General features: G+C 41.6%; 17 protein-coding genes. 7 read left to right on the forward strand and 10 right to left on the reverse strand.

Going from position 1 to position 15,495, the window contains the following annotated elements:
- Positions 1 to 43 precede the first annotated feature (43 nt).
- Both LKM37_08615 and pruA read right to left on the reverse strand, forming a co-directional pair.
- Entirely contained in the window at positions 44 to 1,168 is a 1,125-nt protein-coding gene (locus LKM37_08615) for a dipeptidase (GenBank protein ID MCI1721046.1), read from the reverse strand.
- A gap of 49 nt (positions 1,169 to 1,217) precedes the next feature.
- On the reverse strand, positions 1,218 to 2,834 hold the full coding sequence (gene pruA / locus LKM37_08620) for an L-glutamate gamma-semialdehyde dehydrogenase (GenBank protein MCI1721047.1): 1,617 nt from the start codon (positions 2,832 to 2,834) through the stop codon (positions 1,218 to 1,220).
- A 140-nt stretch (positions 2,835 to 2,974) separates the two neighbouring features.
- On the opposite strand from pruA, the gene LKM37_08625 reads away from it, so the two are divergent.
- From LKM37_08625 to amrS, 7 genes are all read left to right on the forward strand, one after another.
- On the forward strand, positions 2,975 to 3,535 hold the full coding sequence (locus LKM37_08625; GenBank protein MCI1721048.1) for an RNA polymerase sigma factor: 561 nt from the start codon (positions 2,975 to 2,977) through the stop codon (positions 3,533 to 3,535).
- Between the two features lie 13 nt (positions 3,536 to 3,548).
- Positions 3,549 to 4,199 carry a hypothetical protein gene (locus tag LKM37_08630; GenBank protein MCI1721049.1) on the forward strand — a complete coding sequence of 217 codons (651 nt, stop codon included), beginning with the start codon at positions 3,549 to 3,551 and terminating at the stop codon, positions 4,197 to 4,199.
- 101 nt (positions 4,200 to 4,300) lie between these two features.
- Positions 4,301 to 5,197, forward strand: coding sequence for a DUF2807 domain-containing protein (locus LKM37_08635; protein ID MCI1721050.1), 897 nt, complete (start codon positions 4,301 to 4,303; stop codon positions 5,195 to 5,197).
- A 184-nt stretch (positions 5,198 to 5,381) separates the two neighbouring features.
- Positions 5,382 to 5,801 (forward strand): VanZ family protein, encoded by a 420-nt coding sequence (locus LKM37_08640; protein ID MCI1721051.1) that lies wholly within the window; start codon positions 5,382 to 5,384, stop codon positions 5,799 to 5,801.
- Between the two features lie 119 nt (positions 5,802 to 5,920).
- Complete coding sequence (gene htpG, locus LKM37_08645; protein ID MCI1721052.1) at positions 5,921 to 8,038, forward strand: molecular chaperone HtpG; 2,118 nt, start codon at positions 5,921 to 5,923, stop codon at positions 8,036 to 8,038.
- Between the two features lie 186 nt (positions 8,039 to 8,224).
- Complete coding sequence (amrA, locus tag LKM37_08650) at positions 8,225 to 9,703, forward strand: AmmeMemoRadiSam system protein A (protein ID MCI1721053.1); 1,479 nt, start codon at positions 8,225 to 8,227, stop codon at positions 9,701 to 9,703.
- A 26-nt stretch (positions 9,704 to 9,729) separates the two neighbouring features.
- A complete protein-coding gene (gene amrS / locus LKM37_08655; protein MCI1721054.1) occupies positions 9,730 to 10,608 on the forward strand; it encodes an AmmeMemoRadiSam system radical SAM enzyme in 879 nt (292 codons plus the stop codon).
- Between the two features lie 15 nt (positions 10,609 to 10,623).
- Here amrS and LKM37_08660 read toward each other — a convergent pair whose 3' ends face one another.
- From LKM37_08660 to LKM37_08695, 8 genes are read right to left on the reverse strand one after another with little or no spacing between them, the layout of a single operon-like run.
- A complete protein-coding gene (locus LKM37_08660; GenBank protein MCI1721055.1) occupies positions 10,624 to 11,535 on the reverse strand; it encodes a DMT family transporter in 912 nt (303 codons plus the stop codon).
- A 31-nt stretch (positions 11,536 to 11,566) separates the two neighbouring features.
- Positions 11,567 to 11,704: a hypothetical protein gene (locus tag LKM37_08665; protein MCI1721056.1), complete on the reverse strand. Its 138-nt coding sequence runs from the start codon at positions 11,702 to 11,704 to the stop codon at positions 11,567 to 11,569.
- Positions 11,705 to 11,724: 20 nt separating this feature from the next.
- Positions 11,725 to 12,153 carry an amidohydrolase family protein gene (locus LKM37_08670; GenBank protein MCI1721057.1) on the reverse strand — a complete coding sequence of 143 codons (429 nt, stop codon included), beginning with the start codon at positions 12,151 to 12,153 and terminating at the stop codon, positions 11,725 to 11,727.
- Between the two features lie 30 nt (positions 12,154 to 12,183).
- Entirely contained in the window at positions 12,184 to 12,573 is a 390-nt protein-coding gene (locus LKM37_08675; protein ID MCI1721058.1) for a hypothetical protein, read from the reverse strand.
- Positions 12,557 to 12,982 (reverse strand): amidohydrolase family protein, encoded by a 426-nt coding sequence (locus LKM37_08680; GenBank protein MCI1721059.1) that lies wholly within the window; start codon positions 12,980 to 12,982, stop codon positions 12,557 to 12,559. Before LKM37_08680 ends, LKM37_08675 begins: the two co-directional genes overlap by 17 nt.
- A gap of 20 nt (positions 12,983 to 13,002) precedes the next feature.
- Positions 13,003 to 13,725: a polyprenol monophosphomannose synthase gene (locus LKM37_08685; protein ID MCI1721060.1), complete on the reverse strand. Its 723-nt coding sequence runs from the start codon at positions 13,723 to 13,725 to the stop codon at positions 13,003 to 13,005.
- Between the two features lie 46 nt (positions 13,726 to 13,771).
- Positions 13,772 to 14,335 carry a hypothetical protein gene (locus tag LKM37_08690; GenBank protein MCI1721061.1) on the reverse strand — a complete coding sequence of 188 codons (564 nt, stop codon included), beginning with the start codon at positions 14,333 to 14,335 and terminating at the stop codon, positions 13,772 to 13,774.
- Positions 14,332 to 15,486 (reverse strand): type II toxin-antitoxin system HipA family toxin, encoded by a 1,155-nt coding sequence (locus LKM37_08695; GenBank protein ID MCI1721062.1) that lies wholly within the window; start codon positions 15,484 to 15,486, stop codon positions 14,332 to 14,334. Before LKM37_08695 ends, LKM37_08690 begins: the two co-directional genes overlap by 4 nt.
- Positions 15,487 to 15,495 lie beyond the last annotated feature (9 nt).

A 15,495-nucleotide genomic window follows, 5' to 3' on the forward strand; every position in this document is an offset into this window, starting at 1 on the left:
AAAAATCCGGCTCTTTTTTATTTAATAACATTTGGCCCGCAGACTAAAACGTATATGCCAAATCTTCTACCTGAGTTAAAACTCTTAGCAAGTTTTCACCAAGGATATTCTTAACATCAGTTTCTGTGTAGCCTCTGGCAACCAGCTCTTTGGTGATATTCTCCATCTTAGAGATATCCTCCAGTCCAACAGGTGTTGTCTCTATTCCGTCAAAGTCTGAACCAAGTCCCACATGGTCTGTTCCAACTAAATCTACAACGTGATCTATATGGTCTACCAAATCTTTAACTGTAGGTCTCTTTATTTTTAAAATGTTCTTCTCTGCAAGACGGAAAGCTGCAACTTCTTTCTTTCCTTTTTTGCCGCTCTTCCAATATGCCTTCTGCGCATCCTCGTAAATATCAGCTAAATCCCAGAACTGGTCTGCATACTCTTTGCTGATAAATGCAGGATAAAAATTAATTTGTATAACGCCTCCGGCATGAGCAAGGTCTTTAATCATCTTATCTGTCATGTTTCTTGGATGATTGGAAAGTGCTCTGCAGCAGGAGTGTGTAGCAACAAACGGAGCTTTGGAATACTTCAGGCAATCATAGAATGACTCATCAGAAATATGTGAGCAGTCAACCATAATACCAAGCTGGTTCATCTCTGCAACAACCTTTTTTCCAAATGGACTCAGACCGTGCCATGTCTTCTCTTTTGGAGCACATGAATCACAAATCTGATTATTGTATGCGTGGCTCAAAGTTATATACCTGATACCCAGGCGATAAAATTCATGCAGCAAAGACATGTCGTTTTGAATTGGAGAACCATTCTCCATTCCAAACATGATAGCTCCCCTGCCCTGAGCCTTTAACTCTCTGGCCCTGCGAACGGTAGTTGCAAATCCGACTTTATCCGGATTGGCATCAATTGCATCTCTTGTAAGAGCAATCAGCTGCAAAGCTCTGCGTGTAGATTCATCCGGAGTTAATTTTCCGGAAGTGTAAATAGCATAGAATGAGACGTCTACGCCGCCTTCTTTCATCCTCACAAAGTCATTATGTCCCTCTGTTCCTCTAACGCCAAGGTCTGCGTGCTCGTCAGCAAGACGGAGCGGAGTGTCACAATGAGTGTCAACAACCATTGCCTCTTTGTGAAGTTGATGTACTGATTTTGTCATAATATTTTTAGAATTAGAATCCTCTTTAAAATATCTGTCGCGACAGATATTAAATTGTTCCCTTCCAATTTGTAGGAGGAACTAAAACCTCCTTAATTGAACGAACGGTAACCCATCTTAGAAGGTTAAGCATGCTGCCGGCCTTATCATTTGTACCGGATGCTCTTGAACCTCCAAATGGCTGATAGCCAACAACTGCACCAGTTGTCTTATCATTGATGTAGAAGTTGCCGGCGCAATATCTAAGCTTGCGGCAAATCTCATCACAAGCAAGACGGTCATTTCCAAATACTGAACCTGTAAGACCGTAAGGAGAAGTGCTCTCGCAAAGTGCAAGTGTCTGGTCAAGCTTGTTATCATCATAAACATAAACTGTAAGAACAGGACCGAACAGCTCCTCTTCCATAGTCTTGAAATGAGGGTTAGAAGTCTCAATTACAGTAGGATAAATAAAGTATCCAACGCTCTTGTCATGCTTTCCTCCTGCAACAATCTTTGCATCTTTTGCCTTCTTTACAAATTCAATTGCGGCTGCAATTTTATCAAATGAAGCCTCATCAATAACTGCATTTACTGCATTGTTGTGATCCATGATGCCTCCGACTTTTGCTTCTCCGATGCGTTTCTTAATTCCTTTCAAAACGGTATCCCACAATGATTTAGGGCAATACATTCTGCTGCATGCAGAGCATTTTTGTCCGGCATATCCAAATGAAGCGCAGAACGCAGCATTTGCAACTGCGTCAGCATCAGCACTCTTATGAACAAAGATGAAATCTTTTCCGCCTGTCTCTCCAACAAGTCTAGGGAAAGTCTTATAATGATCTATGTTCATTCCTACGCTCTTCCAAAGTCCGTTAAACGTTGAGCTTGAACCTGTAAAGTGAATACCTCCAAGGTCCTCAGATGCAACTGCAACGCCGCCAATGACGGAACCCTTGCCAGGCAGGAAGTTTACAACTCCCGCAGGAAGACCGGCCTCCATAAATACCTGCATAATATAATAGTTGGACAAATATGCGGTAGAAGATGGTTTCCAAAGAGTTGTGTTGCCCATCATAACCGGGGACATATTCAAATTTGAATCAATTGAGCTAAAGTTAAAAGGAGTAACTGCAAGTACAAATCCTTCCAATGGTCTGTATTCCAAAGTATTTATCATGCCTGCATCTGGTTTTGGCTGCATGGCGTAAATCTGTCCTGCAAAAGCGGCATTGTATCTTAGAAAATCTACAAGCTCGCAAAGATCTATCTCTGACTGGAATATATCCTTGCTCTGCCCAAGCATAATTGATGCATTGATTTTCTCTCTGTATTTGCCTGCAATTAATTCCCCTGCCTTCAGCAGAATAGAGGCTCTAACTCTCCAATCTGTCTCACCCCAAGCCTCATGCGCCTTCATTGCTGCTTTAATGGCCATTTTAACCTCTTTTTCACCGGCTTTATGATACTTAGCTATCACATGCTTGTGATCATTAGGTTCAACCACTTTACCCATATCTCCGGTCTTAACTTCTTTGCCATCAATAATCAGGGGTATTTCTACAATTTGTTTGCTTTGTCTCTTTAGTTCAGCGTCAAGTTCTTTAAGAGCTTGAGTTCCTGGTGCGTAATTCTTTACCGGTTCATTCTGGGGAACAGGAAAAGTTGCAATTGAATTATTCATAGTTTTATCTTTTAATTTTTTATTATTTTTATGGTGATTTTCAGACGTTTCTATTGCTTACTCTACAAATTTAGCAATTTTTTGCACACAATCTGCAACAAAACGTCTGCTTCTGCGACATACATGTGAAGCACGATGAGATGAGCAACACCGCCGACATAGAGAAGATTTACAACAGTCATTCCAGACGCCTGTATTTTACAAGCTTAAGAATACTTGGAAACTCATTTGACGCAGAGGACGTTATGCAGGACACTGTGATTGAATACTATAAGCATCCGCGCAAAGAAGAAATCAGCAATATTGGCGGCTGGCTGCAGAGCGTATGTGTGAGAAAATCAGTGGATTTGCTCAGAAAAAAGGAGAAGGAGAATAAGTATCGCGATAGTGTAAAGGAAGATATAAAAACTGATGAAAGGCTGCAGGAGAGTGAAAAAGATGTAAGCCTGCATCTGCCGGAAGGAGAAGAGGATGGAGATGGAAAAGTCTCAAAACTTGTTGGAAAAATAAAAAAGATATTGCTCTCTTTGCCCGGCAGTTCCAGAATGGTTGTATCGCTTCACCTATTTGAAGGATATGATTATGAAGAGATTGCACAAATAACAGGATTAACGGAGAGCGGAATCAGGAGCCAGTTTATGAGGGGCAGAAATAAGATTGCAGAAGAGTTAAATAAGGATATTAATATTAAACAATTATAAGGAGGGCAAGAATATGAAAGAGAATAATGAATTAGAGAATTTTGTAGAAAAAAACAGGGAACAATTCAACAATGGAGAACTCCCTGCAGGACACCAGGAGAGATTCCTTAAAAAGCTGGAAGCTGCGCGTGCGGAAAAAGCAGCTAGCGAGCAAGTTACAGGAGCTGTCAAGAACAGAAATTGGTTGCATGCTGCATTAGTCTCTACAGGAGAATGGTTTGCAGAGACCGCCAGAAGATTCACTACAAAAAAAGCTCTTTTGTATTTTGCCACGCCGGCTGTTGCAATTACAGCAATTTGCCTGGTATTCATCCTAAAAGAGGATAAAATTGGCAGTGTAAAACTGGTTTCACCTCAGGGAATTACAGATGTTACGGCAATGGAGAATAATTACATGCAGCAGGTAAAGAATTATGGTAACACCCTCATTAATTCCAGCAGCAATGCTGGCAATGAAACGCAAGCTCAAGTAAAAAGTGTTGTATCTGCCCTTACGGAGGATGCAATTCCGATGTCAGAACAAATTCCATCTGAACTATCAAAGGATGAGCAGCTTAAAATACTTAAAGACTATTACAATCAGAAGATGGAGGGGCTGCAAAATGTAAAAGTTTTCATTGCGCAGAACTCGCCTGATGACTCAAAATTAATTACATGGAAATAACAAGAAAACAATTGGGTAATTGGAGTATAACTAAGTGGTAACTAGAAGATTACATACAAAAGAAAAAATAAGAGAATAATAAATATTTAAATCATTACAGCATGAAAAAGATTTTATTGGCAGCGTGCGCCGTGCTATTAACAGTGTCCTCAGTATTTGGACAAAATTACATGAAACGTTATAAAGTTTCTGATTTACACGGAGTTAGAGCATGCTCTATTTTTGAAGTCACAGTTGAAGAAGGTAACACTGACCTTGTTCAGGTCATCACAGAAAAAGATTCAAAGGAGTGGTTAAATTATGTTACTGTCAGAGATGACGGCGGTATCCTGACGCTGGACATAGATGAGAGAGGTGCCAGAAAAGCGGGACTAATCAACAGATTTGGACAGTGGAAAGATAAAAGCGTTAAGCTGATGGTTAATGCCAAAATGAAAAAGCTTGATGCCGTGATTCTTTCCGGTGCTTCAAAATTAAGAACAAAGGGAACGTTTAAAGGCGGAAAGGTTACATGCAAGATTAGCGGTGCTGCATTTATGGATAACACAACTCTTGCAGTTGAATCATTGAACGCTGATATAAGCGGAGCAGGTAAAATGCTTGTAAACGGAAGTTTTAAAATGGTAAACCTAGAGCTTTCAGGAGCCTCTATGACAAATCTGAATGGTACAATGGTTGACATGACAGGTTCACTGTCAGGAGCTTCCAGACTTCGCACAGATGTAACATCAAACTCCCTGAATGTAGAACTTTCCGGAGCATCAGATGCAGATCTTAACGGAAGCGCACAACTAATTAAAGTTGAATGCTCAGGGGCAAGCAAATGTGATGCAAGCGGTCTGAACGCCAGAAATGCTGCAGTAGATTTGAGCGGAGTAAGCAAAGCCTCAGTAAAGGCCATGAGTACTGTAACCGGAGAAGTTAATACTATGGCGCACCTGACATGCTACGGCAATGCAGAAGTGAAGATTGACAGCAAAAATGTAACAATTAAATAGATATAAGATATCTAAAGTTTAATTTTCATAAGATTTTTTTACTGTCTAGGCGGCCGCTTTTGCGGCCGCCATTTTTTTACCCGCATCTTTTGTTACCTTTGCCGCTCCAAAGATTTTGCATAGTTGAACCTGAAAAAGTTAAACTTAAAAACTGAACCAACACAGTTAACAGCAGAATGAATTTATGACAAGGAAAACAGTCTCATATTTAGCACTTTGCGTATTGCTGCTGTATTATGCAGTGTTGCTGTTCTTGTGTCTTTATCACTTTAAGGATACCGGCATCAGCAACTATTTTCTGGGTATCCCTACAGACAAGTGCGTACATTTTTGCATGTTCTTCCCCTTCCCTTTTGTAGCCTGGCTTTTTATTAAATTCAATTATAAATTTCATATTCCCGACGGCTGGATGTATCTGATTATCATTGTCGCCGGTATTTGCACGGCAATCATCACGGAATTTTTGCAGGGCCTTACCACATACAGAAGTGAAGACCCAACCGATGCCCTTGCAGATACTATCGGGATAATTGCAGGATGCCTGCTGCTATTTGCCACCCGCAAATGGTTGCTGCGCAGGGTGATGAAGCTGCTTAACTCATAGGAGAATTTTGAGCTAAATCACCAGCAAAACACCTGTACTTTTGTCATTTTGTCAGCATTTTCCGCTGGTACATAGTTTGATTAAATTCCGGAAAGAAAATAATCAAAAATTAAGATATTATGGCAAAAGGTAAAATTGGAGTAACTACAGAGAACATATTCCCTGTCATTAAAAAGTTCTTGTATTCTGACCATGAAATTTTTCTTAGAGAGCTGGTAGCCAATGCAGTAGATGCATCTCAGAAAATGAAGGCAATTGCAGGCAAAGGAGATTTTAAAGGAGAGCTTGGAGATTTGACAATAAAAATTGCCAATGACGATAAAGCTAACATACTGACTATCACGGATCGTGGAATAGGAATGACTTCAGAAGAAGTTGATAAATACATTAATCAAATAGCATTTTCCAGCGCCGGTGAATTTTTGGAGAAATATAAAGACCAACTGGACAGCATCATAGGACACTTTGGTCTGGGATTTTATTCCGCATTCATGGTCTCTAAAAAAGTGGAAATTGACTCATTGTCATGGACTGAAGGGGCAAAAGGCGTTAAGTGGAGTTGTGACGGTTCCCCGGAGTACACCATGGAAGAGAGCAGCAGAACAGAGAGAGGTACAACCATAACTCTTTATCTTGATGATGATTCCAAAGGTTTTGCAAAGAAGGAAAAAGTTGAAGAGCTGCTTACAAAATATTGCAAGTTCATGCCCGTCTCAATTGCTTTTGGGAAGGAGACAGAGTGGAAAGACGGCAAAAATGTTGAAACAGATAAAGACCATATAATCAATGATGTAACTCCGCTTTGGTCAAAGACTCCTACTGAAATTAAAGATGAAGATTATCTGAATTTCTACAGGAAACTTTATCCCATGAAAGAGGATCCTCTTTTCTGGATTCACCTTAACGTAGACTTTCCTTTCCATCTGACCGGAATTCTGTATTTTCCTAAGATTAAAGACAGAATGGACATTACAAAGAACCGCATACAACTATTTTGCAATCAGATGTTTGTAACGGACCAGGTAGAGAACATAGTGCCGGATTTTCTGACTTTGCTTTATGGCGTAATTGACTCTCCGGATATTCCTTTGAATGTTTCCAGAAGTTATCTTCAGGCAGATGAAAATGTAAAGAAGATTTCTACCTATATAACAAGAAAGGTCGCCGACAGATTGGAAGACATTGCAAAGAACAACAAGAAAGAGTTTGAGGAGAAATGGGATAACTTAAAGATATTCATTGAGTACGGAATGCTTACAGATGAAAAGTTCTGCGAGCGCGCACTTAAGTTTGCAATGTTTAAGGTTTATGATGAGAAGGCTGCGGAGGGCAAAGCAGAGGAGAAAAAAGAGGGAGAAAAACTGTCGGGAGCTTCAAATTGCAAATACATGAATTATGAGGATTACAGGAAATTGATTGAGCCGGCGCAAACGGATAAGGATAAGAAAGTTGTCTATCTGTATGCTACTGACCCTGTTGCGCAATACACATACATTCAGGCGGCGGAAAACAAAGGATATCAGGTTGCAATTTTTGATACGCAGCTGGATGCGCACTTTGTTAATCTGCTGGAATCCAAACTAAAAGATTGTCGCTTTGCACGCGTGGATGCAGACAGCGTTGATGAATTGATTCCTAAGAAAGATGTGGAGAAACCTAAATTGAAAGAGGGAGAAGAGATGGATTTGGAGAACGCATTCTCCGCGGTGCTTCCTGCAGGACCGCGCTATAACCTTAATGTTGAGAACCTTGGAGAGAACGCAGCCCCTATTCTTATCACTCAAAGCGAGTTCATGAGACGTTACAAAGAGATGGCTTCCGTGGGTGGCGGAATTAATTTCTACGGAGATATGCCGGACTCATATACCATTAAGCTGAATGCCCAGAATCCGCTGGTTAAGAGCATTATGGAGGCAAAGGATAAAGAGACTGGAACGCAGGTTGCAGACCTTGCTCAGAAGGGCGCTAACATTCATGATGCAATCCATGTACTTGAGGATAAGACAAAAGGGAAGAAAGATGAGGAGATTTCTACTGAGGACAAGGATAAGAAAGAGAAACTGAATAAGGAACTTACAGCCGTTCAGGAGGAGCGCCGCAACGTAATGATAAAATTTGCGCAAGGCAATACCCTAATGAGACAGCTGACTGACCTTGCGCTTCTTGCAAACGGACTGTTAAAAGGCAAAGACCTTAACGCCTTTGTAGCCAGGAGCTTGGAACTGCTGAAAAAATAGAGAAAATCTATATGAAGAGCGGCAAAGCCGCGAGTCCCGGCACGGAGTGCCGGTGCCTCCATGCGCACGGAGTGCGCTAAACCACAAGGCAATGCGGCGCACTCGTGCCGCATTGCTTATTTTATAGGGATTTAATATGAATATACTTTTTGTATATTTACGAACAACGGTAAAAATCAAATCATCATGATACTCGGCGCATACATAATGCCGCATCCCCCTATCATAATCCCTCAGATTGGGAAGGGAGAGGAGCGGAAGATTCAGAAGACAATTGATGCTTGCAAAGAGGTTGCAAAGCGTATTGCAGCCCTTAAGCCCCAGACGATTGTGCTTACGTCTCCGCACTCAGTTTTGTACGCAGATTACTTTCATATCTCCTCCGGCAGCGGAGCAAAGGGAAGTTTCTCCCAGTTTAGTGCGCCGCAAGTGAAGATGGAAGTTTCTTATGATGAGGAGTTTGTAAAGCATCTCTGCAATCTTGCAGAGAGGTCTGTTTCTGAAAATTCTGCTGATAATCACGATAGATATTCCTCTTTTCCTGCGGGAACTCTGGGAGAGCGCGCGGAATATAAAGCACTGGACCACGGAGTAATGGTTCCCCTATCATTTGTAAATGAGCAATATACAGACTACAAACTGGTAAGGATTGGACTATCGGGATTATCGCCGCTAGAACATTACAAGCTTGGCAAGATGATAACTGAGGTCTCTAATAAGCTGAACCGCAGGGTTGTATTTCTGGCCAGCGGGGATTTATCACACAAGCTGACAGATGACGGCCCCTATGGTTTTTCTCCCGACGGGCCAATCTTTGATAAGCAAGTAACTGAGGCAATGGCAAATGCGGACTTTTTAAAGTTCCTGACATTTGAGCCGGAGTTCTGTGATTCTGCGGCAGAGTGCGGTTTGCGTTCATTTATGATAATGGCGGGAGCGCTTGACTGCAAGGATGTTAAAGCTGAGCTGCTCTCTCATGAAGGGCCTTTTGGAGTTGGCTACGGAGTTGCCGCTTTTGAGGTTGGAGGGGATAACCCGGCACGCAATTTTGACGTGCAGCTGCAAGAATATGAGAAGAAGAAAATGGCTGATATTAAGAGCAATGAGGATATTTATGTGCGGCTTGCAAGATTCTCTCTGGAGACTTATGTAAGGAGCGGCAAGACCGCAAAACTCTCAACAGATCCTGGCGCTTCAAAATCTGACAGCGTAAACGGATATTTCTCTGCTAATGAATTGCCTGCAGAGATGCTGCATGAACGGGCTGGAGTGTTTGTTTCCATACACAAGGATGGCCAGCTAAGAGGTTGCATTGGGACAATTGGTCCCGTAACGGAATCTATTGCGCGTGAAATTATCCGCAACGCTGTCTCTGCAGGAACAGAAGACCCGCGTTTTGATGCGGTAAGAGTCAATGAGTTAGATAAGCTGGTGTACAGCGTGGATGTGCTTGGTCCTGTTGAAGATATTAAGGATAAAAGTCAGCTGGACGTTAAACGGTACGGCGTGATTGTTTCATGCGGCGGACGCAGAGGGCTTCTGCTTCCAAATCTTGAGGGCGTTGATACCGTTGATTACCAGATTGATATTGCAAGACAGAAAGGCGGAATAGGCAAGAACGAAAAGTACACATTGCAAAGATTTGAGGTTGTGAGACACAAATAACAGAGTGCTGGAAAAAGTAAAAGCAGATGGCCGAAAACAAAATCATATGTGAAATTTGCCCTCATCATTGCGCTCTAACAGAGGGAATGACAGGTATTTGCAAGGGACGCTCCTGCAAAGAAGGTAAAATAGTTTGCTCAAATTACGGCATGCTTACGTCCATTGCGCTGGACCCTATTGAGAAAAAACCGCTAAAACACTTTTTCCCCAGAAGCAAAATATTATCTGTCGGGAGCTATGGGTGCAATTTGCATTGCCCTTTCTGCCAGAACAGTGAAATTTCTATGATGAGCTTCAGCGATGGACCTAATGCAGGGAAGAGTTTGGAGAGTTGCAATGAGGAGCTGCCGTGCTATAAGTTTACGCCGGAAGTTCTTGTTGCAAAGGCTAAAGAGCTTGAGAAACAGGATAATATAGGGATTGCATATACGTACAATGAGCCGCTTATCAGCTATGAATTTGTCTTGGATTGCTCAAAACTTGCAAAGGCAAATGGGCTTAAAAATGTTCTTGTGACAAACGGGATGATATGCAATGAGCCGCTGCAAAAGCTTCTGCCCTATATAGATGCATTTAACATAGATTTAAAGGGGTTTAATCAAAAAACGTATGATTTACTTGGCGGAGACCTGGAATGCGTAAAAAACACCATAAAAGAGGCGGCAAAAGTCTCTCATGTAGAAGTTACTACGCTGGTTGTTCCCGGAATGAATGATTCAGAAGAAGAGATTGATTCCATTGCACGCTGGCTATCTGGATTAGACCATCTTATACCTTATCACTTGAGCCGCTTCTTCCCGCGCTTCAAAATGACTGATACCCAGGCAACTCCTGTTAAAAAAATTTACGCGCTCGCAGAACGGGCGCGCAAATATCTAAGATTTGTTTATACAGGAAACTGCTAAACAGCTAATTTAAAGTTACTTCCTTACCACGTCCACATTGCTCTGCCTTTGGGCTATAATTACGCCCACAATGGCCAGCAATATGCCGATAACTTTCATAATTGTAAATTCTTCTTGTCCAATAAGATGCGCCGCTATAGCTGCAACTGCCGGAATCAGCGCGGCAAAAATATTTGCACGGGTTATGCCAATGCGGGAGATAATGAATACCCACAGCGCAAAGCAAATGCAGGAGCAAAATGCTGCAAGCGCAACCAAGGTACCTTGTACGGGCCATGAAAAATAATCAGGTGTAAGTCCCTTTAGGCCAAACAGTAAGAATGTTGGAAGAAATAGGACCGCTCCAATAATAAACTGCCATGTTGTGATTGTTATTGCATTATACTTTACAGCCATTTTACTCACAAAAAACGAGTAGCATACTGACCCCACAACAGACATAAACAGCAGCAAGATACCATAAGAGTTCTGCACGCTCAATCCACCTGGTTTTAATACAACCATAAAGATACCTCCAATGGAAAGGATAGTGCCAACAACTTTAAAAACAGAGAATGGCACACCCATAAATGCAGTCTCAACAATAATGCAAAAGACAGGTATTGTGGAAATTACAACGGGAGGCACAACAGGTGAGCCGGTATATTTAATACCAAAATTTTCACCAATAAAATAGATAAACGGTTCAGAAAAAGCCAGCAACAAAAACCATTTAAAATCTCCCTTCTCTATTTTCTGAAACTTCTTTGTGAGCTTTGCAAAAGCAAACATCATAATGGCCGCAATAACCATCCTTTCAAAAATAAAAGTAAAGATTGGTATATCCCTGGTAATCAGAAAATTCTCCCCTATGTAGGAGAATCCCCATACAATTACCGCAATCATTGCGGCGGCGTAAACCGCCCCTTTATTATTTCCTGTACCCATACTACCTAAATGTAATTAAACAGATAAGAAGCTACCTGTCAAATTCTAGCCTCATAACATCACGTTCTCCGGTGAGCTTGCCATTGCTAACCATCTGGACGCCATTGACAAACACCTCTTCTATGGAGGAACTGAATGCTAATGTTGATTCTTCTTTTGTGACCGCCAAATTCCGTAAAGTCTTTTACGCTATACGGACTCCAGCCACACATAGAAACGGGATGCGATGGGACTATAACTATCTTCTTTGGAAAGGTTTACAAGTACAATGTCTGCATAGTAACCCTCTCTCAAAAAACCTCTTTTTGACACATTAAAACATTTTGCAGGCCCGTGGCTCATCTTCTCAACTACCTGAGCAAGAGTGAATACGCCACGCTTATAAAGTTCCAGCATCATTTGCAAACTGTACTGCACAAGAGGAATTCCCCCCGGCGCATGCATATATGATTTCTTCTTATCTTCCAATAAATGAGGCGCATGATCAGTTGCCACAACATTCACCACGCCATCTCTGACTCCATCCCTTATCGCCTCCATATCCTCTTCATCCTTAAGGGCAGGATTGCATCTGATTAAGCTGCCGTATTTTGCATAGTCCTTGTTGCAGAACCACAAATAATGAACGCAAACTTCCCGCTTATTTTTTCATTCTCCCTGCTCTTGCCTAAGCATTGCAATCTCCTGTGCTGTAGAAATATGCAAAATATGTAAACGCGCGTCATTCTTTTTTGCAAGTGCAATTGCAATCTTGCTGCTGGCAATGCAAGCCTCTCTGTTTCTTATTGCAGAATGAAATCTTACGGGAATATCGTCTCCGTATTTTGCCTTGTAAAATTTTAAATTTTCATCTATGATTTCTTGTTTCTCACAGTGAGTTGCAATCAGGACGGGAGAAAATTCAAAAATTTCCTGCAGCGCCAAAGGACTGTCAACCAGCATATTTCCCGTAGAAGAGCCCATGAAAACCTTTACTCCGCAAACCTTGCGCGGCTCAACTTTCTTAACCTCTTCTATGTTATCATTCGTAGTGCCCATGTAGAAAGAGTAATTGGCAAATGCGCGCTCCTTTCCCTATCTCATATTTCTTCTCCAGCTGCTCAATTGTAATTGCCGGAGGATTGTTGTTGGGCATATCCATAAAACTTGTAACTCCCCCAAGAACAGCCGCTTTGCTCTCGCTCTCTATAGTTCCCCTCTTGCCGTCTCCTGGCTCTCTAAAGTGCACCTGGTCATCAATAACTCCGGGCAAAATATGGAGTCCCTCCGCATTAATAACTTTATCACATGTACTCGCGACAGTTTCTATCTCCTTCTCATATTCTGTGGCAGATGCAAAAGCAGATTCTTTGAATACCCTTGATATCAGGGAATTCTGAATCAAAAGGCTACCCTTAAAAGATAGCCCTTCGTTTATTACTGTTCCGTTTTTAATAAGAATCTTCAAAAAAACCTCCGGTATTAAATTTATGCTTTTGCTCTTATCTTTCTGAATTTAAGCTTAATAACGCCCCAAAACGCTTCTCCGAAAATGCCAGAACTCATCTTGGATGTTCCCTCTTTTCTATCTACAAATATAATTGGAACCTCCGCAATCTTAAATCCAAGTTTGCTGGCGGTATATTTCATCTCTATCTGGAACCCGTAGCCGTGCATCTTAACCCTATCAAAATCAATGGTCTCCAGCACTTTCTTGCTATAGCAAACAAAACCTGCAGTACAATCAAAGATATGGATGTGCAACATTCTTCTTACATAAGTAGATGCAAAATAGGACATTACCACTCTCCCGATTGGCCAGTTGATTACACTCACTCCGTTACAATAGCGGGAACCGATAGACATGTCAGCTCCGTTTTTGCACGCGTCGTAAAGTTTTGGAAGATCGTCCGGATTGTGAGAAAAATCGGCATCCATCTCAATCATATACTGATAGTTATGCTCTATTCCCCACTTAAATGCCGTGATATAAGCTGTTCCAAGTCCCAGCTTTCCTTTCCTCTCAATTAAAAATAATCTGTCGGGAAACTCCTGCTGAAGTCTTTTTATAATATCCGCAGTTCCGTCAGGCGAATTGTCATCCACTGCAAGGATATGGAATTCACCGGGTAACGCAAATATCACCCTTGTAATTTTTTCTATGTTTTCCTTCTCGTTGTAGGTTGGAATTATGACTAATTTCTCCGGCATAGCAACCATGTTTAACGGAGGCCAAAGGTAATATATTTTGCCTCAGTTACAAAATGGTGCGGTGTGCGCGGCAAATGATTTCATCAACATCATCTTGAGTGATGTAATCCGTTCTGGCTTTGCTGGTTGCAAGACGAGTCATTATCCCAAAGAATTTATGCTGCTTGATGCCCAGCGTGTGCCCAACCTCATGCCATCCTGTGTCTGCGCCTCCGCGCTGCGGACGGATAATGATTTCAAAATTCTTGTTAGTCACCCCGTTGCGCATCTCATTTTTGTGTTTGGTCTCGCCGGGATTGCCCAGAATATACGTGCATCCTATTGGGTCTTTTGATGCAGAGTCCAGCAGCCCATCCGGCGTTGCCGAGCCGCCATGCGTATTATCCACGTTATCAATGACATAATACCTCAAATCAAACATCACTCTAAATTCTCTGCGCTTACCAAAATGCAAAAACCCATCCCTGAAAGAGTAAATCTTATCGGAACAGCCATTCCAGAACATCAGCGCACGGCTCAAAGAATCAGCACTCTGCGCATTTGTATAATAATTTGCGCAGACCGTCAGCGTTTCCGCCCCCTCATCCACAATGACTTTGTATTTCCTCATTTGTGCAAAGATAAGATTTTAATGCCCGGAGAAGCGGATGATAAAGTATCAATCATGGTTTCAATTATCTTGCGAGCTTCTTTGGAACTGATATCGGCTGATTCTGCAACTGTGAGAATATCAGATAATTTAGGATTACCGTTCCCATTAACAGTAGTTGTATGAAATCCGTTAAACCCTTTCTCTGGCAGCATATCATACGCGGGAGAAAGGTGCCAGCCATCTTCTTTACGTTGAAATGAGAAATTTTTCGCATGGTCATCCCTATTTGAAATCAGCACGTTAAAAACCATTCTCTTAAACATTTGAACAACTTCCCTTTTATCTTTTGTCAAACTCATTGTTAATCTCAAAAGAGTAATGTAATCAAGACTGGGAATACGATAATCCGCATGAAGCAAACCTGCGGCACTTACAGTGTGAATCTTGCCTTCCAAATTCCTGTCAAAACGTTCAGCTCCAAAAAACTTTTTATTAAACAATTTAGTTTCAGGCATTTGAATACCGCATTTCTTTGCAAGGAGAGAATATTTATACTCTACTTCACCAACATTTTTTGGGTCACCTGTAGCTTGAAATTTAACTATCCACTCTCTGTTTCCGTCTTGCACAAAAACCTTTGGACGGGCACCGCCAGATGAACCTCCGGCCTGATACATCTTATCAAGTTCATCTGCACTGCAAGTGCTGTTTAATATTTTCCGGGAATCTGCATATAACTTTTCCAAATCTGTTTTTTTCTCAATGGTTATATTGCCAGGATTAATATGAGCATCTCTATTATAAAATTTATCGCATTGATATTCAAGCGCTCCGCGGCCTGATGAACCAACAATGGAGAGTCTGTCTATAATTGAAAGACTGTCGGGATTAATACCATTGTTGCGCAAATACCTATCCAACAAAAGGCTACCCCATCCATCAGGTAGAGAATCATCAAAGACTCCAAAATTACCCTCAAACGGAGTGCTGCCCGCAACAATCAGCCCGCTCCTTAACGGCATAAAAAAAGGAGAAATGGAATATCCGTTCTCTAGCCATTCCGCATCATATTCAAAAGCACATAAACCATTTGTATCCAGAGCAATACGGCCTATTCTCCTTTTATTAATGACAACATTTATTATCTTATTACCGACAGATTTTTTCATAGCAAGTCA

This window comes from Bacteroidales bacterium, from assembly GCA_022647615.1.
GTDB lineage: Bacteria > Bacteroidota > Bacteroidia > Bacteroidales > UBA932 > Egerieousia.

Excerpts from the sequence above, each read along its gene's own strand:
- LKM37_08640 (MCI1721051.1), top strand. The coding sequence starts at position 5,382 with ATGACAAGGAAAACAGTCTCATATTTAGCACTTTGCGTATTGCTGCTG.
- LKM37_08625 (MCI1721048.1), top strand. The coding sequence starts at position 2,975 with ATGAGCAACACCGCCGACATAGAGAAGATTTACAACAGTCATTCCAGA.
- pruA (MCI1721047.1), bottom strand. The coding sequence starts at position 2,834 with ATGAATAATTCAATTGCAACTTTTCCTGTTCCCCAGAATGAACCGGTA.
- LKM37_08635 (MCI1721050.1), top strand. The coding sequence starts at position 4,301 with ATGAAAAAGATTTTATTGGCAGCGTGCGCCGTGCTATTAACAGTGTCC.
- LKM37_08630 (MCI1721049.1), top strand. The coding sequence starts at position 3,549 with ATGAAAGAGAATAATGAATTAGAGAATTTTGTAGAAAAAAACAGGGAA.
- amrS (MCI1721054.1), top strand. The coding sequence starts at position 9,730 with ATGGCCGAAAACAAAATCATATGTGAAATTTGCCCTCATCATTGCGCT.
- LKM37_08685 (MCI1721060.1), bottom strand. The coding sequence starts at position 13,725 with ATGCCGGAGAAATTAGTCATAATTCCAACCTACAACGAGAAGGAAAAC.
- amrA (MCI1721053.1), top strand. The coding sequence starts at position 8,225 with ATGATACTCGGCGCATACATAATGCCGCATCCCCCTATCATAATCCCT.
- LKM37_08690 (MCI1721061.1), bottom strand. The coding sequence starts at position 14,335 with ATGAGGAAATACAAAGTCATTGTGGATGAGGGGGCGGAAACGCTGACG.
- LKM37_08615 (MCI1721046.1), bottom strand. The coding sequence starts at position 1,168 with ATGACAAAATCAGTACATCAACTTCACAAAGAGGCAATGGTTGTTGAC.
- htpG (MCI1721052.1), top strand. The coding sequence starts at position 5,921 with ATGGCAAAAGGTAAAATTGGAGTAACTACAGAGAACATATTCCCTGTC.
- LKM37_08695 (MCI1721062.1), bottom strand. The coding sequence starts at position 15,486 with ATGAAAAAATCTGTCGGTAATAAGATAATAAATGTTGTCATTAATAAA.
- LKM37_08660 (MCI1721055.1), bottom strand. The coding sequence starts at position 11,535 with ATGGGTACAGGAAATAATAAAGGGGCGGTTTACGCCGCCGCAATGATT.
- LKM37_08675 (MCI1721058.1), bottom strand. The coding sequence starts at position 12,573 with ATGGGCACTACGAATGATAACATAGAAGAGGTTAAGAAAGTTGAGCCG.